We start from the raw sequence: 25,666 nt of genomic DNA on the forward strand, positions 1-25,666 counted from the left end.
TGAGATGACAAGCGCCTGATATTCAGCGCGCACAGGGGAGAGAAAATGCCTTATTTATCCGGTTACACCATGGTTCAGCACGCGTGGAAAAACGGCTACGCCATCGGTGCCTTCAGCGCCCATAACGCTGAAACCATTCGCGCCATTTTGCTGGCCGCCGAGCAGGAACAGGCGCCGATTATGATTCAGGTGGGCCAGAAAGTGATCAGCGTGATGGGCCTGGAGCCGATGAAAGCGATGATCGATGCCTTTATGCAGGACATTACCGTGCCGGTATGTATTCACCTCGATCACAGCCGCAGCTTTGCGCAAACCATGCAGGCGGTGCAGGCAGGGTTCCAGTCGGTGATGTTTGACGGATCGCATCTGTCGTTCGACGAAAACGTGCGTATCACCCGTGCGGTAGCGGATGTGGCCCACGCGTTGAATATCGGCGTGGAAGGGGAGATCGGCAAGATCGGCGGCACCGAAGACGACATCTCGGTCGATGAAAAAGACGCCCTGATCACCAGCAGTGATGAAGCGCTGAAGTTTTCCGAACTGACCACCGTGGACTATCTGGCGGTGTCGATCGGCACCGCCCACGGCCTGTACAAGCAGGAACCTAAGCTGGCGTTTGACCGCCTGCATGAGATCCGCGAAATCGTCCGTAAGCCCATCGTGCTGCACGGCGGTTCCGGCGTGCCGGATGAGCAGATCCGTAAAGCGGTGGCGCTGGGCGTGGCCAAGATCAACGTGGATACCGAACTGCGTCAGGCTTTCACCCAAGGCGTGGCGGAAGTGCTGAACAAAGACCCGGAAGAGTTTGTGCTGGCGGTTTCGCTTGGGCATGGCCGCGACGTGATGAAAGAGAAAGTGGTGGAAAAAATCCGGCTGTTTGGCAGCAACGGCAAGGCGGCACAGTTTTAAACCATTAGGGAAAGACTATGACAACCATTCAACGCCAGCATTTTGGTGAGCATCAAGGACAGACGGTTTCCCTGTTCACGTTGAACAACGCTAACGGCATGCGGCTGTGTGTGACTGATTACGGCTGCATCATCACCCAACTGTGGGTGCCGGATCGGCACGGCCAGGCCGCAGATATTGTGATGGGGTTTGACGATCTGGCCTCTTACCAGGCCGGGCACCCGTTCTTTGGCGCGATCGCCGGGCGCTGTGCCAACCGCATCGCCGGTGGGCGCTTTAAGCTTGACGGCCAGGAATACGTGTTAGCCACCAACGAACTGACCACCGGCCAGCATCTGCACGGCGGAGTGCGCGGTTTTGACAAGTATGTCTGGCAGGCACAGGAAGACGGCGACGGCATTATTTTTAGCCGTACTTCTGCCGACGGCGAGGAAGGCTATCCGGGCAACCTGCAGGTGCGCCACCGCATCGGCCTGACCGAAGACAACGTGATGACGTTGAGCTTTGAAGCGCAAACGGATAAGCCGACGCTGGTCAATCTGGTGAATCACAGCCATTACAACCTGCGCGGCCATACGCACCTGATCCACGATCAGCAACTCAAGATCGAAGCGGATTTCATCACGCCGGTGGATGAGAGCACCATGCTGCCCACCGGCGAGATCCGCCGCGTGGCGGGGACGGCGTTTGATTTCCGCAACGCCCGCCGTTTGGGGGATGCGATGCTGCACCGCCCGGCGCAGGACTTTGATATGAACTACGTGCTCAAACCCTGTGACGGCGCGCTGCGCCCGGCGGCCAGCCTGATTTGCCCGCACAGCGGACGTGTGATGGAGGTACACACCTCGCTGCCGGGCATGCAGTTCTATAACGCCTTCAAGCTCTCCAATAAAGTCTGGAACGGCAAGGAAGGGCATCGTTATCAGGCGTTTTCCGGCATCTGCCTCGAAACGCAGGCCTTCCCCGACAGCATCCACCACGCCCACTTCAGCAACGTGGTGTTACGCCCAGGTGAAAAGTATCTCAGCCGTACCGAGCACCGTTTCAGCACCTTGGCATAGCTGTTGATTAACTTCACCGATTACTGGAAGCAACATAATGACAAATAAAGCAAAAGTCGGCGTGCTGGCGTTAGGCCGCAACACCTTTGACGTGCCGTATGCGCAGGAAATGCTGGCGCAGGCCTGGCAGGCGCTCAGCGGTATGGAGATCGAACTGGTTGGGGAACCGATGCTGCAGTTCGATGCCGAATCGGCACTGAAGGCGCTACCCGCGCTCAAACAGGCCAATCTCGATCTGCTGCTGATCCTGCAGGTGACCTTTACCGATGCTTCGTTGACCACCGAAGTGGTGCGTGATTTCCCGGTGCCAACGGCGCTGTGGTCATTCCCAGAGGCGCGTACCGGTGGCCGTTTGCGCCTGAACTCGTTCTGCGGGGTGAATCTGGCCTGCCACGCGCTGAGCCGTGAAGCGATCAAGGTACAGACCCTGCACGGCCTGCCGAGCGATAGCCGTGTCATCAACGAATTACAGCAACTGGCGCAGGCGGCGGCGATCGTCAAACGCTTCAAGCAGGCCAAAGTGATGGTGATCGGCGAGCATCCGCTGGGTTTTGACGCCTGTAACTACAACCAGCAACAGTTGAAGCAGCACTTTGGCGTGGAAGTGACGCGCCAGCCGGTGCTGGAGTTTATCGACGAAGTGAAAGCGCTGCCGGACAGCGTGGCCGATGCGCCTTATGCCCGCCGCGCTAAAGACTTCCCCAATCTGGCAGAAATGGACCAGTGCGCCACCCGCAAAACCCTCAAGGTGTACTCGGCCCTGCGGGAAAAAGCGCAGCGAGAAGGTTACACCGGCATTGCCGTGCGCTGCTGGCCGGATTTCTTCACCGACTACGGCTGTGCCGCCTGCGGCGCGCTGGCGCTGATGAACGAAGACAAGGTGCCCTGCGGCTGCGAAGCCGACATGTTTGGCGTGCTTTCTTCGCTGATGGCGCAGTGGGCGTCTGGCAATGCCGCATTCAATACCGATCTGGTGGATATCGATCCGCAGGACAACAGCGTGGTGTTCTGGCACTGCGGCCAGGCACCGATCGAAATGGCCGATCGCGATGGGCCGGTGCAGGCCACCATCCACTCCAACCGCAAGTTGCCACTGCTGTCTGAATTTGCCCTCAAGCCGGGGCGCATCACGCTGTGCCGCATTACCCAGGGGGAAGGCAAGCTGCGCCTGATGCTGGCCGGCGGCGAGATGATCAAGGCTCCGCTGGCGTTTTCCGGCACCGCCGGCACCGCACGGCTGGATGTGGATGCCGACACCTACCGCCAGCGCTTGATCGCTGCCGGGATGGAGCATCACACCTCGCTGGTGTACGGCGAACATCGCCCGCTGCTGCGCAAAGTGGCCGATCTGCTTGGGTTGGCCGTGATTGAGCTGACCTAAGCGTGGCGCTAACGCTTTCGCAATATACCGTATTTAACCTTTTGGAGAATTGAACATGACTTCTCAGCAAGGCTTGGAACTGACGCAACAGGCTGGTGGCTTTACCCTGACTTTTCAGCAGCGCGTGCTGCTGCGCCACACCCCGGAGGCCCCTTGCCTGTGGATCGGGCGCGGCAAGGCGGATATCGACATGTTCCGCGGCAATTTCAGCATTAAAGACCAGCTCAGTGAAAAGCTGGCGCTGACCGATGTCAGCATCACCCCGCAGGGGCAGGGCTGGCACATCCGGTTCAGCCGTGGCGATGTGGCGCACAGCACGCTGCACATCACCACCGATGCGCAAGGGCGGCTGGAAATGCAGCTGCACAACAGCGACCAGACCAACAACCGTATGTGGCTGCGTTTGGCGGCTCAGCAGGCCGATCACGTTTACGGCTGCGGCGAGCAGTTTTCCTACTTTGATCTGCGCGGCAAGCCGTTCCCACTGTGGACCAGCGAGCAGGGCGTGGGCCGCAACAAGCAGAGCTACGTCACCTGGCAGGCGGACTGCAAAGAGAACGCCGGTGGCGACTATTACTGGACGTTCTTCCCGCAGCCGACCTTTGTCAGCAGCCAGAAGTATTACTGCCATGTAGAAAACAGCTGCTACATGAACTTTGATTTTTCTGCTCCTGATTTCCACGAACTGGCGATCTGGCAGGATCAGGCCGTGCTGCGCTTTGACTGCGCCAGCAGCTACATCGGCCTGCTGGAGAAGCTCACCGCGCTGCTGGGGCGCCAGCCGGAGCTGCCGGACTGGGTGTATGACGGCGTGATCCTCGGCATTCAGGGCGGCACAGAGGTTTGCCAGCAGAAGCTGGATCTGATGCGCGAACACGGCGTCAAGGTCAGCGGCATCTGGGCACAAGACTGGGAAGGCCGCCGCATCACCTCGTTCGGCAAGCGCCTGATGTGGAACTGGCGCTGGGATAGCGAACTGTACCCTGAGCTGGATAAGCGTATTCCCCAGTGGAAGAAAGAGGGCGTGCGTTTCCTCGGTTACATCAACCCTTATGTGGCGATCGAAAAAGAGTTGTACGCCGAAGCCGCCGAGCAGGGCTATCTGACTAAGGACTACAGCGGTAACGACTATCAGGTCGAATTCGGTGAGTTCTATGCCGGAGTGGTCGATCTCACCAAACCAGAGGCTTATGACTGGTACAAAAACGTCATCAAAAAGAACCTGATTGAGTTCGGCCTCGACGGCTGGATGGCGGACTTTGGCGAATACCTGCCAACCGACACCGTAATGCACAACGGCGTGGATGCGGAGATCATGCATAACGCTTGGCCTGCGCTATGGGCCAAGTGCAACTACGACGCGCTGGTGGAAAGCGGCAAGCTGGGGGAGATCCTGTTCTTTATGCGCGCAGGCTACACCGGCAGCCAGAAATATTCGGTGATGATGTGGGCGGGGGATCAGAACGTCGACTGGAGCCTGGACGACGGCCTGGCCTCGGTGATCCCGGCGGCGCTGTCGTTGGCCATGACCGGCCACGGCCTGCACCACAGCGATATCGGCGGTTACACCACCTTGTTCGACATGAAGCGCAGCAAAGAGCTGTTGATGCGCTGGTGTGAATTCTGCGCCTTTACGCCGCTGATGCGTACCCACGAGGGTAACCGCCCGGACGATAACTGGCAGTTCGATCATGACGTGGAAACTATCCGCCAGTTCGCCCGTATGAGCCGGGTGTTCAGCGCCATGAAGCCCTACATCAAGCAGGCGGTGGCGCTGAACGCGCAATCGGGCCTGCCGGTGATGCGCCCGCTGTTCCTGCATTACGAAGAGGATGCGCACACCTACAGCCTGAAATACCAATACCTGTTTGGCCGCGATCTGCTGGTGGCTCCGGTGCATGAAGAAGGGCGCAGTAATTGGACGCTCTATCTGCCGCAGGATAGCTGGATCAACCTGTGGACCGGTGAGCCGCACAGCGGCGGGTGTGAAGTGACGGTAGCGGCACCAATCGGCCAGCCGCCGGTGTTCTACCGCGCCAACAGTGAGTGGGCCGATCTGTTTGCCTCGTTAAAGGCGCTGTAAGCATAAAAAAAACTGTCGCCGCCATTGGCCCCTGCGGCTATGGCGGCTACCTCGGGATTGGGTGTGTTCCAAGGAGAATCACCATGAGTGAAGTCAACCAGGATCCGGTTAAATTAACGCTGCCGTTGCGCGAGAAGTTTGCCTACGGTATGGGCGATGTGGGATCTAACTTACTGTTGTGCGTGGGTACGCTGTACCTGCTGAAATTTTATACCGACGTGTTGGGCATCCCGGCCGCCTGGGGCGGGCTGATCTTCCTGATCTCACGCTTCTTTACCGCCTTTACTGATATCGGCACCGGGCTGATTCTAGACTCCCGGCGCAATATCGGCCCCAAAGGCAAGTTCCGGCCGTTTATCCTGTATGCTTCGATGCCGGTAGCGCTGTTGGTGGTCGCCAACTTTATCGGCGTTGGGATGTCGCTCGACGTGCTGGCGAAAACGGTGATTGCCACGCTGATCTTTATGGCGTTCGGGCTGTTCTTCAGCATGATGAACTGTTCCTACGGCGCAATGGTGCCTGCGATGACCAAAAACCCGCAGGAGCGGGCGCAACTGGCCGCCTGGCGTCAGGGCGGGGCGACGATTGGGCTGCTGCTGTGCACCGTCGGGTTTGTGCCGATCCTGTCGCTGTTTGAAGGCCAGGCGCAGGTGGGTTATCTGGTGGCGGCGGCGATCTTCGCGTTTGCTGGCATGCTGTGCATGTGGTGGTGCTATTCCGGTGTGAAAGAGCGCTACGTCGAGCTGCCGAAACCGGGCGCACCAAAGCCGGGCCTGCTGCAATCTTTTAAAGCCATCACCGGCAATAAACCGCTGTTCGTGCTGTGCGTCGCCAACCTGTGCACGCTGGCCGGTTTCAACATCAAGCTGGCGATCCAGATCTACTACACCCAATACGTGCTTAATGACATTACACTGCTGTCTTACATGGGGTTCTTCAGCATGGGCTGTATTCTGCTCGGCGTGTTGCTGGTGCCGACGGTGGTGAAACGCTTTGGTAAGAAAAACGTCTACCTAGGCGGCCTGTCGCTGTGGATCCTCGGCGATGCGATGAACTACCTGTGGGGCAGCACCTCCACGCTGTTTGTGCTGTTCTCCTGCCTGGCATTCTTTGGCACCGCCTTCGTTAACAGCCTGAACTGGGCGTTGGTGTCCGACACTGTGGAGTACGGTGAATGGAAAACCGGCGTGCGTTCGGAAGGCACGGTCTATACCGGCTTTACCTTCTTCCGCAAGGTTTCCCAAGGGCTGGCTGGGTTCTTCCCCGGCGTGATGCTGGCCTATATCGGCTATGTGCCTAATGTGCAGCAAGCGGCGAGCACGCTGGAAGGGTTGCGGCAACTGATCTTTATCTACCCTTGCGGCTTGGCCGTGCTGACGGCCTTGACCATGGGCCTGTTCTACCATCTGACGGAGAAAAACTACCTCAAGATTGTGGATGAGCTGGAAACCCGTAAGCGCACGATGAGCCCGGCAGTGTAAACAGATGCAACCTGCTAATTCGATAGATACATAAGTGCTATCAGTAATTAATGGATGCTATACCCACAGGATTTCAAGTTACAGCTAGGCGGCAAGTGCGTGTAGCCAACAACGCTGTAGCTTGAAAGACGCAGGGTATAAAAATAATAAGGACCTGTTATATGGCCGACTCGATACCCTACAACGATCCCGTCACGCTGCGGTTGCCGCTGCGTGAAAAGCTTGCCTACGGCATGGGGGACTTCGGTTCTAACCTGATGCTGTGCATTGGCACGCTGTATCTGCTGAAATTCTATACCGACATTCTGGGGCTGCCCGCGATCTACGGCGGGGTGATCTTCTTGATCGCCAAATTCTTTACCGCCTTCACCGATATGCTGACCGGCGTGCTGCTGGATTCGCGGCGTAATATCGGCGCTAAAGGCAAGTTTCGCCCCTTTATTTTCTATGCCTCACTGCCGGTGGCGCTGCTGGCGGTGGCTAACTTCCTCAATAGCGGTTTTAGCCTGAATGCCAAAACCGTGCTGGCCACCGTATTGTTTATGTTGTTTGGCCTGTTTTATAGCCTGATGAACTGTGCCTACGGGGCGATGGTGCCTGCGATCACCAAGAACCCGAATGAGCGTGCGCAATTGGCCGCCTGGCGGCAGGGGGGGGCCACGCTTGGCCTGCTGTTGTGTACCGTTGGCTTTGTGCCGATCCAGGTGCTATTTACTGCCCGCCCGGAGATCGGCTATCTGGTGGCGGCCACGGTGTTTGCTACCTGCGGCGTATTCTGTATGTGGTGGTGCTATACCGGGGTGAAAGAGCGCTATGTTGAGGTAGTGCCGGATCACCATAAACCGGGGATCTTCAAATCCTTCTGCGGCATCTTCAAGAACCCACCGCTGCTGGTGCTGTGTCTCGCCAACCTGTGTACGCTGGCGGCGTTTAATATCAAGCTGGCGATCCAGGTTTATTACACGCAGTACGTGCTGCACGATATCCATTTATTGTCCTATATGGGCTTTTTCAGCATGGGTTGCATTCTGATTGGCGTGCTGATGGTGCCAGCGGCGGTAAAACGCTTTGGCAAGAAACGCGTTTATCTCGGCGGGTTGTTACTGTGGTGCCTGGGCGATCTGTTGAATTACGCGTGGGGCAGTAGTTCGGTGTCTTTTGTGGCTTTCTCCTGCATGGCCTTTTTTGGTACGGCGTTTGTTAACAGCCTGAACTGGGCGCTGGTGCCAGATACCGTCGATTACGGCGAGTGGAAAACCGGCATCCGGGCAGAAGGCTCGGTTTACACCGGTTATACCTTCTCACGCAAAATTTCCGCTGCGCTGGCGGGGTTACTGCCGGGAATCATGCTGACGCAAATTGGCTATATCCCCAATATTGAGCAGTCGCCAGCGGTGTTGGAAGGCTTACGCCAGTTGATCTTTATTTACCCCTGCCTGTTGGCGATGGCTGCGGCAATTATGATGGGGGCATTCTACAAATTAAATGAGCAACTGTTTATGCAGATTATAAATGAAATTAATATGCGTAAAGGCCATCAAGGTAAAGAAGTCACCTTTCAACCTGTGGTTAACACGCAAGCCATCAAAGAAATTTAATTATTAAAAATAGCACTCTGCCGCCATGCGCTATTGCATGGTGGCAGGTTGACTACGCTCTTTTATCCAGACCATTTGGGGAATCAAGATGAATAAAGTGAAATCATTACTGTTGATTACGGCATTAATTACCTCGGCCAGTGCTCAGGCCGGGCGCGCTTATCTGGAAACGCGCGAAGCTTACAATACCGCTTCGGAGTTGAATGAGGTTATTCTGCGTGCGGGCTACAACTTTGATGGCGGTGCCGGAGTGATGGCTACCAATGCTTATAACATTGGCAAGTTTGATCAGCTAAAGCACAGTTATAACGAGCTGGAGGGCTGGTATCCGCTGTTCCGTCCAACGGATAAATGGACAGTTTCCTCCGGTGGGTTGGTTAACTCAAACAGCGCTGGCTCTGGTGGGGCACTGTATCTGGATAACAACTATAAGTTCCTGCCCATGTTTAACCTGACCGTGCGTTACCGTTATAACCGCAGTAACTATGACTCCATCGATTTTAACGGCCAGCCAGCGCGTAATGATACCCATGAGTTTGCCAGTTACTGGAACTTTAAACTCACCGATGAGCTTAATTATACCTTCGAGCCGCATTACTTTATTCGGGTCAATGATTTCCACAGTAAAAACGGTAAAGGCCACCACTGGGAGATCACCAACAAGTTCAGTTATAAAATAGACGCGCACTGGATGCCTTATTTAGAACTGCAATGGTTGGATCGCTGGCTGGATTATAATGCGGAGCAATATCGTATCCGTGTGGGGCTGCGCTATACCTTTTGAACAACAACGACAAAAAACCCGGCTTTGGTGCCGGGTTAAAATAGACACACATCAATATTAAACGGCACAAGCTGATATCAAGGGGATATCGCCATTGCAGAATATCTTCGTAATATGACAGTTCAATGGCAATGGAAGCCTGCGCTCGGCTAAACCTTACGATACAAGCGCCGTGGATGGCCGATATTGCCGTATCGCATTTCGACGCGAACGAACTGGGTGGTAACGCAGTGTTCCAGATAACGGCGTGCGGTGGTTTTGCTGATGCCGACCTGTTCAACCACGTCTTCTACCGCATGCGCGACATCCGGTTGATTATTGAACAACGCCTTTACCAGTTCCAGCGTGTTGGCCTCGATCCCTTTGGCACCGGTTTCGTTGGCAAACTGCTTGGCGTGCAGGTTATACAGCGCATCGACACTGCTTTGATCGATCACCTTGAAGGTGCGCTGCGTCTGAGCAAACTGGATAAAGCGCTCCAGTGAATTACGCAGCCGATGGTAAGACACCGGTTTGATAATGTAATCGAACGCGCCGTTGCGGATCGCCTGGCTGCAGGTGTGCATGTCGCTGGCCGCGGTGATGAAGATCACTGAACAGGCCGGGTTTTTCACCGCCGCTTCTTCCATCAGCGCGATCCCTTGGCCATCCGGCAGAAAATTATCCAGCAGGATCAGGCGCGGTTGATGAGCGTTAACTTTGGCTTTGGCTTCCGCCAGCGTGGCGGCATAGGCGACCACCCGCAGGTTAAAGTTCTTCTCAAGAAATTCGGTATGCAGTGTGGCCAACTGCGGCTCATCTTCCACGATCAGAACGTCCAATGTTTCATGTTGCATAGGGTGAGTCCGGGGGCTTAAGCCTTTGGGATAAACAGCGAGAAAATGGCACCGTGCGGATCGTTGTCCGACACTTCTATACTGCCATGCGCCTGCGCAACGTGGCTGGCCACCAGATGCAAGCCAATACCGTGATCGCCTTTGTCTTTGGTGGTGACGCCTTGTTCAAACAGCGTATCACGCACCTGCGCGGCGATGCCGGGGCCGCGATCTGCCACTTCAATCACCAGTTCATTACTGCTGTCATTAATATAGAGTTCTACCGCGTCGTGCGGCGCAGCGCAATGCAGTGTGGCATCCACCGCATTATCCAGCAAGTTGCCGATAATCGACATCAGTTCGGTTTCGTTGAGCGATGCCGGGAGTTGGCGCAGCTGACAGGCCGGATCAAAACGCAGTTCAATGCCTTTTTCACGCGCGCTGGCATACTTACCCAGCAGCAGGCCGCATAACGCGGCAGAGCTGAAGCGTTGGGAGATAAAATCGAGGATCTCCTGTGCGCCTTCAGACTGGGCCTCCACGTAGCGCACGGCTTCGTCATAACGCTGCATATGCAGCAAACCGGCCAGGGTAGCGGTCCAGTTCAGCTGTTCATGGCGCATGATACGCAGATTATCGGCATAGCGTTTCACCTGGCTGAGCTGGCTGCTGAGGGTGTTGATATCATTTTTGTCGCGGAAACTGATCACCCAGCCCTGCAATTCCTCTTCCTGCATGATCCTGATCCGGCTGGCGATCACCCGAGCGTGGTTGAAACGGCACACTTCGTCGTGCGTATCTTGCTCTAACTGCGTCATGCTGAAGAAATCGGGTTGTGATTGGATCACTTCGCTGATTTCGCGCCCCATCAGGCTGCTGGCGGGCTGGCGCAGATCCAGCAGCTCGCGGGCGGCGTGGTTGATGGTGATGATACGCAACTGTGGATCAACGGCGATCACCCCTTCATAAATGGCCTCCAGCAGGGCTTTTTGCTGACGCACCAGCAGCGCAATCTCTTTGGGCTCCAGGGAAAACATCTGACGTTTTAAATTTTTGGATAATAACCAGGAGAAAATAAATAAAGCGATTAATAGCAGGACAATGGATCCGACAATTTGCGTCAGGGTGCGGGCATTTAAACTGTCGATATGGGATTTCAGATAGCCCACCGAGACAATGCCAATTACCTGGTTATTTTCATCCATAATCGGGGCTTTGCTGCGTAATGAAACGCCAATTCCCCCCTTGCGGATAGAAATAATGCTTTTTCCTTCCAATACCTCTTTATTATCCCCCCCGATCATCGGCGTGCCCAGCAAGTTACTGTGTTCGGAATGGTAAAGGTGCATGGTGTGATTATCACCGATCACAATATAACTGGCATCGCTGCTGGCACGGATTTTATTCATCAGCGCGGCAATACCGTCGGTATCATTATTCTTTACCGTATCGACCAGCGTCGGGATCAGGGCAATTTCCCGTGCCTGTACCTGGGCGCGAGCCCCGAGATCGCGGTGCAACTGGGCATCCAGTTGGTAGTAGGTGTAAGCGCCAATTAACGTCAACAGCAGGGAGGAAAAGGCCACCAGGCAGAGAAACAGTTTGATCTGAAATGAGAGTTTTATCCACATGGTTTGCTGCTGGCCCTGAAGTCTGTTTGAGCACTTACCCTATCATGAGACATCGTTAAAGTAATCTTGCCCCTGATCACGTTGTGACTGCCTGCGCAGCTTTATAGTGCGGGTTAATGAGTGCATCGTCGTGCAATAAAGCCAGTAAAATTTAAAATGGCAGTATTGTTAACACCATTAACTCCACGCGTTATTTTACATAAAGCCTATTAACACCATAGAAACCATAACCACCATTAAAAACCCTGTTTAACTTTGAACATAATCACAGCGGTTAATCTGTGCATTTCTCTATGATGGCCGGACAAATAAATAAGAGGCCAGATTATGAGCACAACCGATGATTCCTACCTCGTTGCCAAAGATAAAACGCCCCCGCGTTCGCTGCGCGAAAAGTGGTGGCATATTCTGGATAATTACCAAATAGGCATTATTCCGCTGCCATTCTTTATTCTGGCTGGGGTGCTTATTTTACTGGACTGTCTGGCAGGTAAATTACCCAGCGATATCGTGGTGATGGTGGCCACGCTGGCCTTCTTCGGTTTTGCCTGTGGTGAGTTCGGTAAGCGTTTACCGCTGGTGGGGAAAATGGGGGCCGCAGCCATCTGTGCCACCTTTATTCCTTCCGCGCTGGTGCATTATGGTCTGCTGCCGGATGTGGTGGTGGAGTCCACCACCAAATTCTATAAGTCGACCAATATTCTTTATCTCTACATCTGCTGCATTATCGTCGGCAGTATTATGAGTATGAATCGCCAGGTGCTGATTCAGGGGTTCTTGCGGATCTTTGTGCCTATGCTGTGTGGCGAAGTTGTCGGCATGCTGGTTGGGATGGGGGTCGGTATGGTGCTTGGCCTGGATCCGTTCCAGATTTTCTTCTTCCTGATCCTGCCGATCATGGCCGGTGGCGTCGGGGAAGGGGCGATTCCGTTGTCGATGGGCTATGCCGCTATCTTGCATATGGAGCAGGGTGTGGCACTGGGGCGCATTCTGCCGATCGTGATGTTGGGCGGCCTGACCGCCATTGTGATCGCGGGTTTGCTCAACCAGATGGGGAAACGTTACCCGCATTTAACTGGCGAAGGCAGCCTGATGCCAAGCAAACAGGGGGAGAGCGAGATGCCGGTGGCCGAGCAGGCCAGCGCTAAGAGCGTGGATGTGAGCACCATTGCCTGTGGTGCCCTGCTGGCGATCCTGCTGTATATGGTCGGGATGTTGCTGAACCGGCTGATTGGCCTGCCTGCGCCGGTTGGTATGCTGTTTGCCGCCGTGGCGGTGAAGCTGGCGCACGGGGTCTCTCCGCGCATTCAGCAAGGTTCGCAGGTGGTATATAAGTTTTTCCGTACGGCGGTGACTTATCCCATTCTGTTTGCCGTGGGGGTGGCGATCACACCGTGGCAGGAACTGGTCAATGCCTTCACCGTGCAGAACTTGATTGTGATTGTGACAACGGTGTGCGCGCTGGTGGGCACTGGTTTCTTGGTCGGCAAGAAGATTGGTATGTACCCGATCGATGTGGCCATCGTTTCCTGTTGCCAGAGCGGGCAGGGAGGAACGGGGGATGTGGCGATCCTGACTGCGGGTAACCGTATGTCACTGATGCCATTCGCCCAGATCGCCACGCGTATCGGTGGTGCGATTAACGTTTCGTTGTCGCTGCTGGCGTTGGCACATTTCTTCTGATGTGTGAATTACCCTGCCTTCCGGCGGGGTTTTTTAAGGGAATATTGAGGATCCAGGAGATTATTCAGGCTATTTCCGTCCTGGAACATAACCCTCTGATCGGCCGAGTGGTAAATAAAGGGATGCGTGAACTGGTGATTGGTTATCAAGCCAGAGGTTATGTGGCACTTTACCGCTATATTCCCAATATCGACACGGCGCTTGTGCTGGCGATCCGCAGCCAGAGAGAATTGGGGTATTACTATACCCAAGCAACTTGAAGTATGAAGGGTATAAAACTAAACGGCCCACGGTTTCCCGTGGGCCAGACGCACATCTATTTCATCTTTTTAGCTACAGGGGGTGTTTAACGCCGGGCGAGCAGGAGGCCGATGACGATGCCAACGGCGGCACCGATACCGACACCCTGCCAGGGTTTGTCTCGCACATAGCTATTGGCATGATCTGCCATGTCACGTGCATGCTGCGTCAGGCTGCTGGAGTCGTTGAAGCGCGCACGGGCATCACGTAAAACGCCTTTTGCCTTGCGGTGCAGTTCGCTTATCTCCTCTTTGGTTTTGCTGGCGGAATCGCGTAGTACCTCATCCAGCGTATCGGCCAGCAGGGCTACGTCCTCATCGATGTCTCGTTCGACTTTTTCGGCTTTCTTGAACATTCGATTCTCCGTTTCGCATATATCTCCTCAGTATAGACCATTTTTTGACCTGTGCGCGCGAGCGCGGAAAGTTCGTCATTATCTCGGCACGCTATCGGCCATCTTCAGCAACCGGCAGCGATAAAGTCACCGTTGGCAGCGATTGGGATCATGGAACTAAACAAACTTTGCCTACAGGGTTCACGAGCTCTGTACATTTGGTTACTCGGCGAAACCAATCACTCACGGAAGTACTGAATTGATTCCTTTATTATCTGTTCAACGGCCCAAACGGGGCTTACCGAAAAAACACTCTCTGAGGAATTAAAGATGAAAAAAGTATTAGCGCTGATCGTTGCTGCCACTATGGGTCTGTCTTCAATTGCTTTCGCTGCTGATACTGCAGCACCGGCGGCTGCCCCAGCGGCGACTGATACCATGGCCGCTCCTGCAAGTGGTGACAAAGCGCCTGCAAAAGCGACTCATCATAAGAAAGAACACAAGAAAGCTACCAAAAAAGCCGCTGTAGATCAGAAAGCTCAGGCCGCTAAAGCCAAGAAACACAGCAAGAAAGCCCCAGAGCAAAAAGCTCAGGCAGCTAAAAAGCACCACAAAGCCAGCAAAAAAGCCGCTGCTCCAGCCGCTAAGTAAGTGAAGACTGCGGAGCCGCTAACGGTTCCGCGTCATCAGTGAAATATCCTGACACCCGGTTCTCCGGGTGTCTTCTTTTGAGGTTACGTCATCATGATTAACCGCTATCTGTTTGAAGTGATCTTCAGTGCCGTAACGCTGTGTGGCCTGGCCACTGCCTGGGAACTGTTCCTGACCAGCAGTCTTTGAGGTTGGGTGACGTCGGGTTTTCTTTGTTATTTCTGCTGTCTATCCCCATCGTTTACCGGGGAAAACTTACCAATTAGCCAAGGCTTCGCGGTTATAGCGCTCGTTATAGGCGCGGCGGAACTGTGCCAGTTCGAACGCATCCAAATCCAGATCGGCGAAATAAAACAGCGCGGCCTCCGTGTGCTCGGCATGCAGCTCTGGCGACAGCCCGGCGCGCAACAGCGCTTCGCGCCACAGGCCAATCTGTTCGTCGTCTGCCTGCTTGATAAACGTCAGATAGATAAACAGAAGATAGGCGGCCTGATGCATCTCTTCGGTGTAGCCGTTGTTCAGCATGCGGATAAACGTCTGGCTGTTGCGGTTGCCCATTTCTTGCAGCATCGACTCAATCAGCATCGGTTTGACTTTCAGCAGGTGTGCCAGCGAATCTACCGCTTTGCGGGTGTCGGAAGTCAGAATGCGGTAACCAATAATAAATACTACGATCAGGGCGGCGATGATGATCCACGTCATTGATGATGTCTTACCGTTTTGGAGCGCCAGCAGTTGGCAGGAGACGCTGCAAACAGCGCCTGAAATTATCCGTGTTGCTCGCCGCTGAAATTGCCGCTGGCGTGTTGCTGATTATGGGCATAGCGATTGAAGGTGGCGGCGTCTTTTGCCAGGGCATCCAGGTGCGCCCCCAGCATTTTGATCTGCTTGATCAGCGCATGTTGCTCCGGCACGGAACTGGCGGTGCTCAGTTTGCGCATCAGTTGCTCATTCTGCATCCGCAGTGCCATTTCTCGCTGTTGGGCTGCTTCTAATTGTTGTTGCAAAGCCTGATAGCTTTGCTGCCATTCGCGGTGCTGTTTTTCAAAGCTGGCCTGCAACTCATTCATTGCATTCTGAAACTGGATATCCAGTTCACGCATTGTCATGGTTTTTTCCCTTTGCGGCACTCGATGATGGCCTGCAGTATAACGAAAATGGCTCAGAAGCTCACCCGTTGCGGGTAATTCCTGGCTTGCAACCTGTGCGGGGCGTTTTACAATCCTCTTTATTCTCCCCATCACAAGGATCCTCAGGTCGTTTATTGGTTGGCATAACTTCCCCCGAGAGTGACGCGAAATGAGCAACGAAGACAAAGGTTTTTTTGAGCAGGCCATGGCCGATGTAACCCCGTTAGCCGAGGGGCAGCAGACGCTGTATTTTAAACCGCAAGATCCCATCGACAAACGCGCCCGCCGCGAAGCGCAGGCGTTACAGTTGGAAAACTTCCTCAGTACCGGCTTTCTCGACATTATTGCGTGCGATATCCCGTTGGAATACAAGGGGGAAGGCATTCAGCAGGGCGTGCTGGACAAACTGCGCAGCGGGCACTACCCGCCACAGGCCAGCCTGAATCTGCTGAAGCGCCCGGTAGAAACCTGCCGCCAGGAGCTGTTCCGCTTTATTATGCAGGCGCAGCAGGCGAGCTTGCGTTCGCTGCTGATCGTACATGGCCGCGGGCGGGAAGAGCAGAGCCACGCGAATATCGTGCGCAGCTACGTGGCCAAATGGCTGGCACAGTTTGAGCAGGTGCAGGCCTTTTGCCGGGCGCTGCCGCGCGACGGTGGTGACGGTGCCTGCTATGTGACGCTGCGCAAATCTGCTGCGGCGAAGGCCGATAACTTCGAACGCCACGCCAAACGCAGCCGTTAAGCGTTTTCTCCGGCGAAATTGCCGATCGGCTGATTGAGAAAGCGTTGTCGCACACCGGAAGGAATGTCGTTTTTGCGCCAGAACACGCATCGTTTGGTCTACCCGTGAAATGGGGCGGCTGTATCATGCCAAAGATGTTGAGCGTTCGGTGCGCAACCTGTTGTGGCAAGGCAAATCGCAGCAGGAGTTTTATCGGGCGTTGGCGTGGTTGTACGGATGGAAAGAGCAGAACTGCCTGAAGCCACGTTAAAAGGCAAAGCCAACGGCGCGGTTAAACGCCGTTGGCAGTAAAAAATTACTGTTTAAACCACTTATGGTCCAGTGAGAAACGGCCCGCGCCGGTGACCGAGAGCAGCAGTAACCCAGCGATAATACTGATGTTTTTAAAGAAATTAATCTCGTTGCCGAGCATTTCTGGCCCGGTCATCCGCCAGAATGGATGGCCGATCAGAGCCGTGCCCAGCACATAGACCGCATAAATAATGGCCAGCGGCCGGGTAAAAGCCCCCAGGACAATGGCAATACCGAAAATAAACTCAACCACCACAGAAATGATCGCAGCCAGATAGGGCAGCGGGGTGCCGTAGCCCTCCATCGCCGTTACCGTGGCACCAAAGTTGGTCAGCTTCATCCAACCGAAAACAATAAACAAAACCATCAGCAGTATTCTGGACAACAGAATGGTGCTGTCTTTTAAACTTTCGCTCATCGTGAACCCCTTAGCCACTACGGAATGATGTGGTTGTACCTAGTAAAGACTAGAACAAGTTCACACTTTTTCTAGTGTGGGCAGAGAGATACGATTTTTGAAACCGGCAGCATAAGGTGACCAAAGGGGCCACTTGGCGGCAGGCTAGGTGCGCTGCTGGTTCCAGGGCATCTTGGCTAACAACGTCGCCATGCCGCAAAAGCCGCTGAGCCCGGCAAACAGCAACCCTGCGCCAACAAAGCTGGGCAGCAGGAAGAACAGCGGGGTGAGCGTGTAGCCTAAGGCCGCACCCAGCAGAATCAGCGAGCCTGCGGCAATCTGCACCTGGCGCATCAGCGGCAGCGGCTGATTTTTATCTTTCACTACCTCCAATCCTTGCTGTTTCCAGCCGTTGATGCCGCCTTCGAGCAGATAAACCTTGGCCGGTGACGCGGCGGTTGCCAGCACTGCCGCATTCTGCGCGGTGCGCTTGCCGGACTGGCAGTGGAAAATAACCACATCCTGCTCGCAGAGCGGCTGCGGTTTTTCACCTTTTTCAATCATCGACAGAGAGAGCAGACAGGCTTGGGCAATATGCTCATGGGCATATTCATCGGCATCGCGGATGTCGAATAAGCGTGCCCCTTGCTTTAGCCGCTGTTGCGCGTCTTGTGACGTTATCGTTTCTACGTTCATATCATCCTCATGGGCAATAGATGGCTTTTAGCGTGCTGATAATTTCCTGCACGGCGGTGTTTTTGATGAAGTAGTTAATGCGTTGCCCATCTCTGGCGTTTTCAATCAACCCTTCATCACGCATTCTGGCCAGATGCTGCGAGGTTGCCGACGGGCTCAACCCCGTGATGGCGGCCAATTCGCCCGCGCCCGTGCCAGGGGAATCCACCAGCATACAAAGGATCAGTAGGCGGTGAGGATTGCTCATGGCTTTAAGCAGTTTTGATGCAGCATCGGCGCTGGCGAGCAGTGCTTGCAGGTCTTGGTTTGTTGTCATCATTATTTTAGTAAACTCTAAATTTAGAAAATTCTAAATTATTTATCCGTTAAATGCACGCAGAGTTTTTAACCCCGGGTTAATACTGGCCTGAAGCGGTTTTTGCCCACCGTTATGCCAATTTCGCCATCTTCGCTAAAGAAATCCCTCAAGCATCTGACCCCCTTCAATACCATAGTGATGATTCTGTTTAACAAAAAACAAACAAAAAACATACATATAAACGTTAGATGTTTCACTCATCGGCGGCTTTTCCCTTCCGTTAAACAGAGTCTGTCAGCCGCAACGTTGTTCACAAGAACCTGCAACTGGGAGCATCAATATGGAACTGAAGCATTTCACTCAGGTAGCTGAATCCATCGCCGATCGGACTCGTCAGTTACTGAAACAAGAACGCCAGCGCTACCTTTACGGCGGCCGCGAATTTGCTACCAAAGACGATCTCAGCCCGGTCACCCTCATTGATCAGCAAACCGAGCAGTTAATTCGCGAGCAGTTAAACCAGGCATTTCCTACCCATGGCATTTTGGGGGAAGAGTTCGGTGCCGAAGCGCAAAACGAAGAGTGGGTATGGGTGATCGATCCCATCGATGGCACCAAACAGTTTATCGCGGGCGTTCCGGTTTACGGCACGCTGCTGGCGCTGTGCCACCATGGCCGGCCGGTGGTTGGGATCATTGATATCCCGGCGCTGGATGAACGCTGGGTCGGCGTTGCCGGGCAGCCCAGCACGCTGAATGGCCGTGTGATCACCACCCGCCCCTGTAAACATCTGGCTGATGCCCTGATGTCCACCAGCAATACCGAGTTTGTGCTGCCTGAACATCGGGCGGGCTACAACCATCTGCTCAAAGCCAGCAAATGGCGGATCTACGGAGCCGCTTGTTATGCCTATGGTTGCCTGGCCTCAGGCCGTATCGATCTCAGCGTCGACAGCGGCGGTATGCGCGAGGTCGATTACTGCGCCATGGTGCCGATCATCGAAGGGGCAGGCGGCAAAATCACCGATTGGTACGGCGAGCCGCTCACCCTGTATTCCAAATCCACCGTTGTTGCCGCGGGCGATCCGCAACTGCATGCGCAGGTGCTGGCGGCGCTCACCCATCACAGCAGTTCACAGCCTAACTCTCTCGCATGACAGGTGAATATGATGATCAAATGGATGAAATCAGCACCGGAGCAGCCAGCAATCGCCGAGACCGAGCAGGTTAACCGCACCTACCGTTACTGGCGTATTCATATCATGCTCGGTATGTACGTCGGCTATGCGGTGTATTACTTCACCCGCAAAAGCTTTAACTACGTGATGCCCGAGATGCTGAAAGATCTGGGGCTGACCGTGGCGGATGTTGGCCTGATGGGGACGCTGTTCTACTTTATGTACGGCGCCTCACGTTTTATCTCGGGAGTGCTGAGCGACGCCGCTAACCCGCGCTATTTTATGGGCATCGGGCTGATCCTGACAGGGGTGATCAACATCCTGTTTGGCTTCAGTTCTTCGCTGTTTGCCCTGACGGTGTTCTGGATCGCCAATGCGTTTTTCCAAGGCTTTGGATGGGCTCCTTGCTCCAAACTGCTCACGACCTGGTATTCGCGTAATGAACGGGGATTCTGGTGGGCCATCTGTAATACGTCGCACAACGTCGGCGGGGCGGTGATCCCTCTGCTGGCAGGGGTATTGGCGGTGAATTACGGCTGGCGCTACGGGATGATCGTGCCAGGGTTTATTGCGATTGTGGGCGGTTGCTTCCTTTGCTTTCGCCTGCGCGATCGCCCGGTAGCCATGGGCCTGCCGACCGTGGGGCAGTGGCGGCAGGATGCGCAAGAGCTCGATCAGGAGCAGGCCAGCGCCAAACTGCCGCTGATGGCGATCTTAAAACGCTATATTTTCACCAATAAATATATCTGGCTGTTGGCGATCTCCTATGTGTTTGTCTATGTGGTGCGCATCGGCATTAACGACTGGGGGAACCTGTATCTGATACAGAATCACGGCTATTCGCTGGTGAAAGCCAACTCTTCGCTGACCATGCTAGAGATTGGTGGCTTTATCGGCACCATCGTGGCCGGTTGGGGCTCGGATAAGCTGTTTGCCGGTAACCGGGTGCCGATGAATATCATTTTTATGCTCGGCATTTTTGTCAGCGTGCTGTTAATTTGGCTGTTGCGCATCGATAGCTATCTGTTTAATGCCACCTGTTTCTTCTTTATCGGCTTTTTTATCTTTGGCCCGCAGATGCTGATTGGTATCGCGGCGGCAGAATCTGCACATAAAGATTCTGCCGGGGCGGCAACCGGGTTTGTCGGTATTTTTGGTTACCTGGGCGCAGGGCTATCTGGTTGGCCGCTGGCTGAAGTGCTCGAAACCTGGAGTTGGGATGGCTTCTTTGTGGTGCTGTCGGCAACGACCTTGGCTTCTGCGTTTTTGCTGTTGCCGCTGGTGGTTAAACCACGGCGGGCAGAACCGCTAACGGCCAGTTAAGCGTTTGTGTGGAAAATCGCTCCTCGCGGTAAGGGGGAGCGATCATGCACGCAACCTGCCAACGGTGGCGATAACGCGCAGGTAAAAATTTTACCAGTGCCCGTTGTGACAAATCACTTCTGCTTGCTCTTTGCATGGTAAACGGGCCTTCCTACGTATTATCCAAGCGGCTGAATTGTGCTTTACTCATGCTGTCGGCAAGGTGTCAGGTTACTGTCGGGTTGCTGACCTGTTGTTGCGCGTGGCTTCATTGCATAGTGCGCACAGTTTCTATTCGCCTATAAAGGATGATGTCCATGAGCCAGAATTGCATTAAACAACTGCGGCTTTCCAGAGCCTGGTCACAGGAACAACTAGCGGAGCTTTCGTCCCTCAGCGTGCGCACCATACAGCGTATCGAGAATGGTGAGCAGGCCAGCCTAGAGACACTCAGCGCGATTGCTGCCGTTTTTAACATCAGCGTGACAGAGATTTCTGGCAACGGTGAGCAGCCCTATATTGAGCAGCGCGATAATGCCCTGGATCAGCAGATTGAAAGAGCCAAGGCCAGGGTTGCCGCAGAGAGCGGCTTCTACCGTAACCTGCTGGTTTATATGGTGGTGAACCTGTTCCTGTACGCCATCAACCGTTTCATCACCCCGGCCAGCGTCTGGTTTATCTGGCCGTTGGCCATCTGGGGGATGTTTATTCTGCTCCAAGGAGCAAAGGTCTTTTTCTTGCAAGACTGGTTGACCCGCTGGCAGCAGGAGCGTTTGCAGAAAATATTGCGAAAATAGTGGCGGGTAGGTTTATTTCTGTTGATGACACAAGAACTGAGTGAACCGCCGCAAGTTATAAGGGTGAGCCATTAAGAGCCAATAACGCGGGTTCATGACCCGCGTTATCACCGACCCCAAGCATTACATTGACAACCCTCCCCCGTTGCAACAAGGATTTTGCCGCGGGGTTTTTGCGTTATCGGCAAAAGGCGCTGTTCGTGGAGAAAGGAAGCAACGCGGCAAGTTTGCAGGCTTACCGCGCAAAGCGGTGGCTTAGACCTGTTTAATCCGGTTTACCAGCCAAATACCGCTGCACACCAGCAGCAGAGCCAGAACGTTGCGCCACTCCATAATGCTTTCATTGAGGAAGATAGCGGAAAGGACGGCACCCGACACCGGGATCAGGAAGTTAAAGGGGGCGACCATGCCGACACGGTTGTACTTTAACAGCAAGCTCCACAGGGCAAACGCCACCGATGACAGCAGAACCAGATAGCCTAATAGCAGCAACGCCTGCCAACCGAATTCTGTCAATTTACCGCCAAAGAGATAGCCGCCCAGCGTCAGCACCAGGCCGCCGATAGCAAGCTGATAGCCGGTCATCACCGTGCTGTCGATATGTTGAGAGATGCGTTTGCCGTAAATCGTCGCCGCCGAGAGGATAAAGGCGGCCAGCACCACGCAACCTTCGCCCATCAGCGTGAAGGTGAAGGTGAGGTCGGGGCTGAAATTGACCACCATCACCCCCACAAAACCCAGCACGCAGCCAATGATTTTATTGAAGCTTAACCGATCGTTTTGGTAGAGGTAATGCGCCAGCAGCACGCTGAAGAAGGTGCTGGTCGCATTCATGATAGAACCCGCGACCCCGGTGGTATACGCCAAGCCAATGTAGAAGAACACGTACTGCAGCGACGTTTGGGTTAAGCCCAAGATAGTCATCTGCTTGTAATGCAGCGGTTTCATGTTGGTGATTGATTTGCCGCTGGCAACGGCAAACATCAACAGTACGAGCCCAGCCAGCAAAAAGCGATAACCGGCAAACACCATTTTGCTGGGGATATCATCTGGCGAGATATTAAATAGCTCATAACCGTTTTTGATCGCCGGGTAGGCGCTTCCCCACAGGAGACAGCAGAAGGTGGCACCGAAGAAGACAAATTTTTTGTTGGTGAAAAGAAGCGGACTGCGTTCCACAAAACATCCCTTTTAAAAGAAAAATGAAATACCGTTTCGTTATAGCGAGATCTGCTCGAAAAGTCCTGCTTAACTTCACTGTTTGCGACTTTGGGTGCCATAAACCCTAAATTTGCATAAGACTGTTTTTCCCTGTGTGGGTTGGTGTGTTAAAGGGATGGGGGCGTTGTGGGAACAGTGCGCCAGATTGACTGGCGCAGCCAACAACTCTGAGTCTCAAAAGGGGGAACGTCTTTTAGTGCGAATACGGATTAATGACATTCGCCAATTCGTTTTCCATACATATGCATATCGAGAAAATATGGGCCTGCATGGATATGAGTGCCATCCAGGCGCCCTTTGAGATCGTAGCTGGTGCTGGTGTATACACCGCTGAGTTTGCCTTTGGATTTCCCCTCTTCGTTAACGCACGCCAGCCCAATCTCCAGCTTATCTCCCGGAGCCCTGTCCCATGAGGTGATTTCGCAGCCAGAATCTTTATAGCTTGACGCCATTGCAGCACGCAAATCTTTAGCTTGCTCGGCTGACACGCACTCTTCATCTTCATCATCCTCGGGTGAGTTAGTTAGGGCTTGCCCGTTGATCATTATGGTACCGCCGTCGCGCCACAAGCCCGGCTCAATGGACAGGGGCTCAGCAGCCGCGATAAAGTGGGTAAGGCCCAAGGAAAGAGTGGCGGCAACTATTATCATTTTCTTCATTTAATTAATGCTCCTTGTATAAATACACATAACCAAAAAGGGTATTTTACAGGCATCTTTTGGGGCGGCGAAGTGACGGGAGTTCCGATTATGACCTTTGATGAAAAGAAAAGACGTGCATTGGCATTGATGGAAGAGAAAAAAATGTGGCGGAGCAGCTGCGCGCCACTGCTCACGCGCTTGTTGTGGAAATTGGGGATCAACGTTCCACCGCCACCTTTTGCGCCGTTCTGGCTGAATGTACTTTGCTTTGGTGGCTTTTTTGGCTCTCTGTGGGGCACATTTATGTGGTTTACACTCTGGAAAAGTGAAGGTTGTGGCGCATTAATGGCGTTGCAGACGAGTTGCTTTGCTGGGCTGTTTTTTGGTTTGTGGATGGCTTTATATTACTACTGGCTAAGGAAAGTGAAAAAATTACCTGGCTGGGGGAATTTGTGAGCGCGGTTTTAATTCTCACTTCACGGCCAAATCGGTCATTGATAATTACGAAGTACCTTATCAATTTTTCCATTCCTCATGTTCTGGTTGCATGCGCTTCTCAGCCCATTCATGAAGGCTCGAATAAAAATGGTGATTGGCCACGGTGGCCGCTTCCATCCAGTATTTCAAATAAAGCATCGTCACCTTGGCCACGACCAATGAATTGTGAGGGCAGTGGTAACCCTTCCATGCTGATGATTATCGTTTAATTAATAAAACATCCAGATTGAAAATAACTTTTTGCCTGTAATCCGTTTCTTCTATGACACAGTAAACACCACCTGATTTGCTCTTAACAATGTTATTGACCACTATTGATGCGCTGTTTTCCTCATAGGCTAATTGACAATCAGCCTTATCGAAGAAGCATCGTAGATAATATTTTATTTGCTCCATAACCTCTTGGTGAGGGCACTTGATGTAAAAAGTGACACTATCCACCTGATCGGTCATTCCACGATACAGATCTGCGATGAAGTAGGTATCTGTAAGTTTTGATGATTTGAACACCAGAATGTCACCCGTCCCTACCGCAATATCGTCAAAATAGTAATCGCATAGACCACAGAGATTGAGATTGATGTGTATGGCCTCCAGCGTTGCTTTTAAATCTGCATTGGGGAAAAAAGGGCCGTGCTCATCAGTGCAATATGTCCAGTCACTCATAGAGACGCATATAGTAAAAACAGTGGTTGGTATTCGTGCGGTCATCATCAATCCTGTGGTGTGGGGCATAGGCATTACGTTACGGTAAAGCTGCCAAGAAAAAAAGATTCATAGGAAAGTCGATCACACTTTTTGATTTTTTTATATATAAATTAGTATATTAGTGAGTGTTGAGTTATCCGATAGCAGTGGTAGCCAGCCCGCACAAAAAACCGGCCGAGCCGGTTTCGCAGTTTGATTAAACGATGTGAAAGATGAGGCTCGCAAGCAGGCCGGAAGGAGAACAAATACAATTTCCCTTGCTTTGGATTGTATGCGGTTTATACCCTGAAACTATAAATGCCCTGTTGCGTCAGCTTGCAATAGGTTATAAAGATCGATAACCGCTAATTGATAGACGAAAGCGATTCGTGATCGCTTTCACTCAGTTTGCTTCGCATTCGGGCAGCTAATCGGCTTCGCCACCAAAGTTTTTTGCCGTTGCTCTGATCAGTAGAAACAGGCCATCGCCAGCGTGTAGTATTTGTCTTGAGGCTTGGCTTTGAGGATTTCATTGTGGGATAGAGGGCGTGCTAGGCATGCCATAACTAGCTTTCTTCCATAATCGTGTACCCATCTTTGATAACCCACAGGATCAGATCCAGCTCAGGAAGAATATTGCGGTACAGAGCTTCGTAATCCTCATCGTGCATTTGACTCTCGCCAACGCTGGGCAAGTCGACCAGTATCAGGCTGTGCTCGCCGCTGTAAAGACGAAAGCGTAGTGCCTCTCGGGTACAGGTGGTGACATCACTCACTGAAGTAATGTTGGCAGCAAATAGTGCGTTACAGAGACTGCTTTTTCTCGCTCCCGTTTTCCCCATGATGCCAATCACAGGTTCGTATCTGGTGAGTGTGTGAAAGTGGTCGAGAATAAGATTTCGAACAGTGGCAGGGAGGGAAGCCAGCGGCTTCTCGATGGCCTGAAGGCCGTCAGATTTGCTCATACAGATATCTCAGAGTGAAAATAAAAAATCCCCGCGATCCGGTAAGGATGCGGGGAACTCATTGAGATGATATCTGTCTGAAATTATTTGCAGTATTAGCAGAGAATCAGTGG

25 protein-coding genes and 4 pseudogenes are annotated in these 25,666 nt (G+C 53.4%); 16 read left to right on the forward strand and 13 right to left on the reverse strand.

Going from position 1 to position 25,666, the window contains the following annotated elements:
• Positions 1 to 45: 45 nt before the first annotated feature.
• The 7 genes from WG891_RS19145 to ompL all read left to right on the forward strand — a co-directional run bounded on the left by WG891_RS19145 (position 46) and on the right by ompL (position 9,297).
• Positions 46 to 909 (forward strand): class II fructose-bisphosphate aldolase, encoded by an 864-nt coding sequence (locus WG891_RS19145; protein WP_076944134.1) that lies wholly within the window; start codon positions 46 to 48, stop codon positions 907 to 909.
• Positions 910 to 926: 17 nt separating this feature from the next.
• Positions 927 to 1,970 (forward strand): aldose epimerase family protein, encoded by a 1,044-nt coding sequence (locus tag WG891_RS19150; RefSeq protein ID WP_337264173.1) that lies wholly within the window; start codon positions 927 to 929, stop codon positions 1,968 to 1,970.
• 37 nt (positions 1,971 to 2,007) lie between these two features.
• Positions 2,008 to 3,351 carry an L-fucose/L-arabinose isomerase family protein gene (locus tag WG891_RS19155; RefSeq protein ID WP_337264174.1) on the forward strand — a complete coding sequence of 448 codons (1,344 nt, stop codon included), beginning with the start codon at positions 2,008 to 2,010 and terminating at the stop codon, positions 3,349 to 3,351.
• Positions 3,352 to 3,406: 55 nt separating this feature from the next.
• On the forward strand, positions 3,407 to 5,434 hold the full coding sequence (locus tag WG891_RS19160) for an alpha-glucosidase (protein ID WP_337264175.1): 2,028 nt from the start codon (positions 3,407 to 3,409) through the stop codon (positions 5,432 to 5,434).
• Positions 5,435 to 5,517: 83 nt separating this feature from the next.
• Positions 5,518 to 6,915 carry an MFS transporter gene (locus WG891_RS19165; RefSeq protein ID WP_337264176.1) on the forward strand — a complete coding sequence of 466 codons (1,398 nt, stop codon included), beginning with the start codon at positions 5,518 to 5,520 and terminating at the stop codon, positions 6,913 to 6,915.
• Positions 6,916 to 7,076: 161 nt separating this feature from the next.
• The gene (locus WG891_RS19170; RefSeq protein ID WP_443006191.1) at positions 7,077 to 8,513 is read left to right on the forward strand and encodes an MFS transporter; all 1,437 of its coding nucleotides are present in this window, start codon (positions 7,077 to 7,079) and stop codon (positions 8,511 to 8,513) included.
• A gap of 88 nt (positions 8,514 to 8,601) precedes the next feature.
• Positions 8,602 to 9,297 carry a porin OmpL gene (gene ompL / locus WG891_RS19175; RefSeq protein ID WP_337264177.1) on the forward strand — a complete coding sequence of 232 codons (696 nt, stop codon included), beginning with the start codon at positions 8,602 to 8,604 and terminating at the stop codon, positions 9,295 to 9,297.
• A 149-nt stretch (positions 9,298 to 9,446) separates the two neighbouring features.
• Here ompL and WG891_RS19180 read toward each other — a convergent pair whose 3' ends face one another.
• Both WG891_RS19180 and WG891_RS19185 read right to left on the reverse strand, forming a co-directional pair.
• Positions 9,447 to 10,133 (reverse strand): response regulator, encoded by a 687-nt coding sequence (locus WG891_RS19180; protein ID WP_337264178.1) that lies wholly within the window; start codon positions 10,131 to 10,133, stop codon positions 9,447 to 9,449.
• Between the two features lie 17 nt (positions 10,134 to 10,150).
• On the reverse strand, positions 10,151 to 11,743 hold the full coding sequence (locus WG891_RS19185; protein WP_337264179.1) for a sensor histidine kinase: 1,593 nt from the start codon (positions 11,741 to 11,743) through the stop codon (positions 10,151 to 10,153).
• 327 nt (positions 11,744 to 12,070) lie between these two features.
• Here WG891_RS19185 and WG891_RS19190 point away from each other — a divergent pair, with 327 nt between their 5' ends.
• A complete protein-coding gene (locus tag WG891_RS19190; RefSeq protein ID WP_337264180.1) occupies positions 12,071 to 13,426 on the forward strand; it encodes a 2-hydroxycarboxylate transporter family protein in 1,356 nt (451 codons plus the stop codon).
• Between the two features lie 44 nt (positions 13,427 to 13,470).
• Positions 13,471 to 13,686, forward strand: a complete 216-nt coding sequence (locus tag WG891_RS19195; RefSeq protein WP_337264181.1) for a type II toxin-antitoxin system RelE/ParE family toxin — start codon at positions 13,471 to 13,473, stop codon at positions 13,684 to 13,686.
• An 86-nt stretch (positions 13,687 to 13,772) separates the two neighbouring features.
• Here the strand turns inward: WG891_RS19195 and WG891_RS19200 are convergent, their stop codons facing one another.
• Entirely contained in the window at positions 13,773 to 14,081 is a 309-nt protein-coding gene (locus tag WG891_RS19200; RefSeq protein WP_076944145.1) for a DUF883 family protein, read from the reverse strand.
• A 309-nt stretch (positions 14,082 to 14,390) separates the two neighbouring features.
• On the opposite strand from WG891_RS19200, the pseudogene asr reads away from it, so the two are divergent.
• A pseudogene (gene asr / locus WG891_RS19205) lies at positions 14,391 to 14,708 on the forward strand (acid resistance repetitive basic protein Asr); the annotation flags it as partial.
• 258 nt (positions 14,709 to 14,966) lie between these two features.
• On the opposite strand, the gene WG891_RS19210 reads toward asr, so the two are convergent.
• Both WG891_RS19210 and WG891_RS19215 read right to left on the reverse strand, forming a co-directional pair.
• Entirely contained in the window at positions 14,967 to 15,413 is a 447-nt protein-coding gene (locus tag WG891_RS19210) for a DUF1198 family protein (RefSeq protein WP_076944147.1), read from the reverse strand.
• Positions 15,414 to 15,478: 65 nt separating this feature from the next.
• Positions 15,479 to 15,820: an MbeD/MobD family mobilization/exclusion protein gene (locus tag WG891_RS19215; protein ID WP_076944148.1), complete on the reverse strand. Its 342-nt coding sequence runs from the start codon at positions 15,818 to 15,820 to the stop codon at positions 15,479 to 15,481.
• 190 nt (positions 15,821 to 16,010) lie between these two features.
• On the opposite strand from WG891_RS19215, the gene smrA reads away from it, so the two are divergent.
• Both smrA and WG891_RS19225 read left to right on the forward strand, forming a co-directional pair.
• The gene (smrA, locus tag WG891_RS19220) at positions 16,011 to 16,583 is read left to right on the forward strand and encodes a DNA endonuclease SmrA (RefSeq protein ID WP_337264183.1); all 573 of its coding nucleotides are present in this window, start codon (positions 16,011 to 16,013) and stop codon (positions 16,581 to 16,583) included.
• A gap of 85 nt (positions 16,584 to 16,668) precedes the next feature.
• A pseudogene (locus tag WG891_RS19225) lies at positions 16,669 to 16,833 on the forward strand (3-hydroxybenzoate 6-monooxygenase); the annotation flags it as partial.
• A gap of 45 nt (positions 16,834 to 16,878) precedes the next feature.
• On the opposite strand, the gene WG891_RS19230 reads toward WG891_RS19225, so the two are convergent.
• The 3 genes from WG891_RS19230 to WG891_RS19240 form a co-directional block, all read right to left on the reverse strand.
• A complete protein-coding gene (locus tag WG891_RS19230) occupies positions 16,879 to 17,292 on the reverse strand; it encodes a DoxX family protein (protein WP_076944151.1) in 414 nt (137 codons plus the stop codon).
• 144 nt (positions 17,293 to 17,436) lie between these two features.
• Complete coding sequence (locus WG891_RS19235) at positions 17,437 to 17,967, reverse strand: rhodanese family protein (RefSeq protein ID WP_337264184.1); 531 nt, start codon at positions 17,965 to 17,967, stop codon at positions 17,437 to 17,439.
• A gap of 7 nt (positions 17,968 to 17,974) precedes the next feature.
• Positions 17,975 to 18,283 carry an ArsR/SmtB family transcription factor gene (locus WG891_RS19240; protein WP_076944160.1) on the reverse strand — a complete coding sequence of 103 codons (309 nt, stop codon included), beginning with the start codon at positions 18,281 to 18,283 and terminating at the stop codon, positions 17,975 to 17,977.
• A gap of 322 nt (positions 18,284 to 18,605) precedes the next feature.
• Here WG891_RS19240 and WG891_RS19245 point away from each other — a divergent pair, with 322 nt between their 5' ends.
• From WG891_RS19245 to WG891_RS19255, 3 genes are all read left to right on the forward strand, one after another.
• Positions 18,606 to 19,421, forward strand: coding sequence for an inositol monophosphatase family protein (locus WG891_RS19245; RefSeq protein ID WP_337264185.1), 816 nt, complete (start codon positions 18,606 to 18,608; stop codon positions 19,419 to 19,421).
• 12 nt (positions 19,422 to 19,433) lie between these two features.
• Positions 19,434 to 20,765 (forward strand): MFS transporter family glucose-6-phosphate receptor UhpC, encoded by a 1,332-nt coding sequence (gene uhpC / locus WG891_RS19250; RefSeq protein WP_337264215.1) that lies wholly within the window; start codon positions 19,434 to 19,436, stop codon positions 20,763 to 20,765.
• A gap of 296 nt (positions 20,766 to 21,061) precedes the next feature.
• Positions 21,062 to 21,541: a 2TM domain-containing protein gene (locus tag WG891_RS19255; protein ID WP_337264186.1), complete on the forward strand. Its 480-nt coding sequence runs from the start codon at positions 21,062 to 21,064 to the stop codon at positions 21,539 to 21,541.
• Between the two features lie 255 nt (positions 21,542 to 21,796).
• Here the strand turns inward: WG891_RS19255 and WG891_RS19260 are convergent, their stop codons facing one another.
• Complete coding sequence (locus WG891_RS19260; RefSeq protein ID WP_337264187.1) at positions 21,797 to 22,720, reverse strand: DMT family transporter; 924 nt, start codon at positions 22,718 to 22,720, stop codon at positions 21,797 to 21,799.
• A gap of 251 nt (positions 22,721 to 22,971) precedes the next feature.
• Positions 22,972 to 23,421 (reverse strand): DUF3617 domain-containing protein, encoded by a 450-nt coding sequence (locus tag WG891_RS19265; protein ID WP_337264188.1) that lies wholly within the window; start codon positions 23,419 to 23,421, stop codon positions 22,972 to 22,974.
• 90 nt (positions 23,422 to 23,511) lie between these two features.
• Here WG891_RS19265 and WG891_RS19270 point away from each other — a divergent pair, with 90 nt between their 5' ends.
• Positions 23,512 to 23,859, forward strand: a complete 348-nt coding sequence (locus WG891_RS19270) for a DUF6404 family protein (RefSeq protein ID WP_337264189.1) — start codon at positions 23,512 to 23,514, stop codon at positions 23,857 to 23,859.
• Between the two features lie 240 nt (positions 23,860 to 24,099).
• Here the strand turns inward: WG891_RS19270 and WG891_RS19275 are convergent, their stop codons facing one another.
• The 3 genes and pseudogenes from WG891_RS19275 to WG891_RS19280 all read right to left on the reverse strand — a co-directional run.
• Positions 24,100 to 24,567 carry a hypothetical protein gene (locus WG891_RS19275; RefSeq protein ID WP_337264190.1) on the reverse strand — a complete coding sequence of 156 codons (468 nt, stop codon included), beginning with the start codon at positions 24,565 to 24,567 and terminating at the stop codon, positions 24,100 to 24,102.
• 464 nt (positions 24,568 to 25,031) lie between these two features.
• Positions 25,032 to 25,152, reverse strand: a pseudogene (locus WG891_RS27080) (integrase); the annotation flags it as partial.
• 32 nt (positions 25,153 to 25,184) lie between these two features.
• A pseudogene (locus tag WG891_RS19280) lies at positions 25,185 to 25,553 on the reverse strand (GTPase); the annotation flags it as partial.
• Between the last annotated feature and the right edge of the window lie 113 nt (positions 25,554 to 25,666).

Origin of the sequence: Serratia sp. MMO-28 (assembly GCF_037199905.1) — a bacterium.
Lineage (GTDB): Bacteria > Pseudomonadota > Gammaproteobacteria > Enterobacterales > Enterobacteriaceae > Chania > Chania oryzae.

Bases quoted from the DNA above. Each gene is read 5' to 3' on its own strand.
- WG891_RS19265 (WP_337264188.1), bottom strand. From the start codon at position 23,421: ATGAAGAAAATGATAATAGTTGCCGCCACTCTTTCCTTGGGCCTTACC.
- WG891_RS19240 (WP_076944160.1), bottom strand. From the start codon at position 18,283: ATGACAACAAACCAAGACCTGCAAGCACTGCTCGCCAGCGCCGATGCT.
- WG891_RS19155 (WP_337264174.1), top strand. From the start codon at position 2,008: ATGACAAATAAAGCAAAAGTCGGCGTGCTGGCGTTAGGCCGCAACACC.
- WG891_RS19255 (WP_337264186.1), top strand. From the start codon at position 21,062: ATGAGCCAGAATTGCATTAAACAACTGCGGCTTTCCAGAGCCTGGTCA.
- WG891_RS19170 (WP_443006191.1), top strand. From the start codon at position 7,077: ATGGCCGACTCGATACCCTACAACGATCCCGTCACGCTGCGGTTGCCG.
- WG891_RS19165 (WP_337264176.1), top strand. From the start codon at position 5,518: ATGAGTGAAGTCAACCAGGATCCGGTTAAATTAACGCTGCCGTTGCGC.
- WG891_RS19270 (WP_337264189.1), top strand. From the start codon at position 23,512: ATGACCTTTGATGAAAAGAAAAGACGTGCATTGGCATTGATGGAAGAG.
- WG891_RS19150 (WP_337264173.1), top strand. From the start codon at position 927: ATGACAACCATTCAACGCCAGCATTTTGGTGAGCATCAAGGACAGACG.
- WG891_RS19190 (WP_337264180.1), top strand. From the start codon at position 12,071: ATGAGCACAACCGATGATTCCTACCTCGTTGCCAAAGATAAAACGCCC.
- WG891_RS19145 (WP_076944134.1), top strand. From the start codon at position 46: ATGCCTTATTTATCCGGTTACACCATGGTTCAGCACGCGTGGAAAAAC.
- WG891_RS19215 (WP_076944148.1), bottom strand. From the start codon at position 15,820: ATGACAATGCGTGAACTGGATATCCAGTTTCAGAATGCAATGAATGAG.
- WG891_RS19230 (WP_076944151.1), bottom strand. From the start codon at position 17,292: ATGAGCGAAAGTTTAAAAGACAGCACCATTCTGTTGTCCAGAATACTG.
- WG891_RS19210 (WP_076944147.1), bottom strand. From the start codon at position 15,413: ATGACGTGGATCATCATCGCCGCCCTGATCGTAGTATTTATTATTGGT.
- WG891_RS19275 (WP_337264190.1), bottom strand. From the start codon at position 24,567: ATGAGTGACTGGACATATTGCACTGATGAGCACGGCCCTTTTTTCCCC.
- WG891_RS19160 (WP_337264175.1), top strand. From the start codon at position 3,407: ATGACTTCTCAGCAAGGCTTGGAACTGACGCAACAGGCTGGTGGCTTT.
- WG891_RS19185 (WP_337264179.1), bottom strand. From the start codon at position 11,743: ATGTGGATAAAACTCTCATTTCAGATCAAACTGTTTCTCTGCCTGGTG.
- WG891_RS19235 (WP_337264184.1), bottom strand. From the start codon at position 17,967: ATGAACGTAGAAACGATAACGTCACAAGACGCGCAACAGCGGCTAAAG.
- WG891_RS19200 (WP_076944145.1), bottom strand. From the start codon at position 14,081: ATGTTCAAGAAAGCCGAAAAAGTCGAACGAGACATCGATGAGGACGTA.
- WG891_RS19245 (WP_337264185.1), top strand. From the start codon at position 18,606: ATGGAACTGAAGCATTTCACTCAGGTAGCTGAATCCATCGCCGATCGG.
- WG891_RS19180 (WP_337264178.1), bottom strand. From the start codon at position 10,133: ATGCAACATGAAACATTGGACGTTCTGATCGTGGAAGATGAGCCGCAG.
- uhpC (WP_337264215.1), top strand. From the start codon at position 19,434: ATGATCAAATGGATGAAATCAGCACCGGAGCAGCCAGCAATCGCCGAG.
- smrA (WP_337264183.1), top strand. From the start codon at position 16,011: ATGAGCAACGAAGACAAAGGTTTTTTTGAGCAGGCCATGGCCGATGTA.
- ompL (WP_337264177.1), top strand. From the start codon at position 8,602: ATGAATAAAGTGAAATCATTACTGTTGATTACGGCATTAATTACCTCG.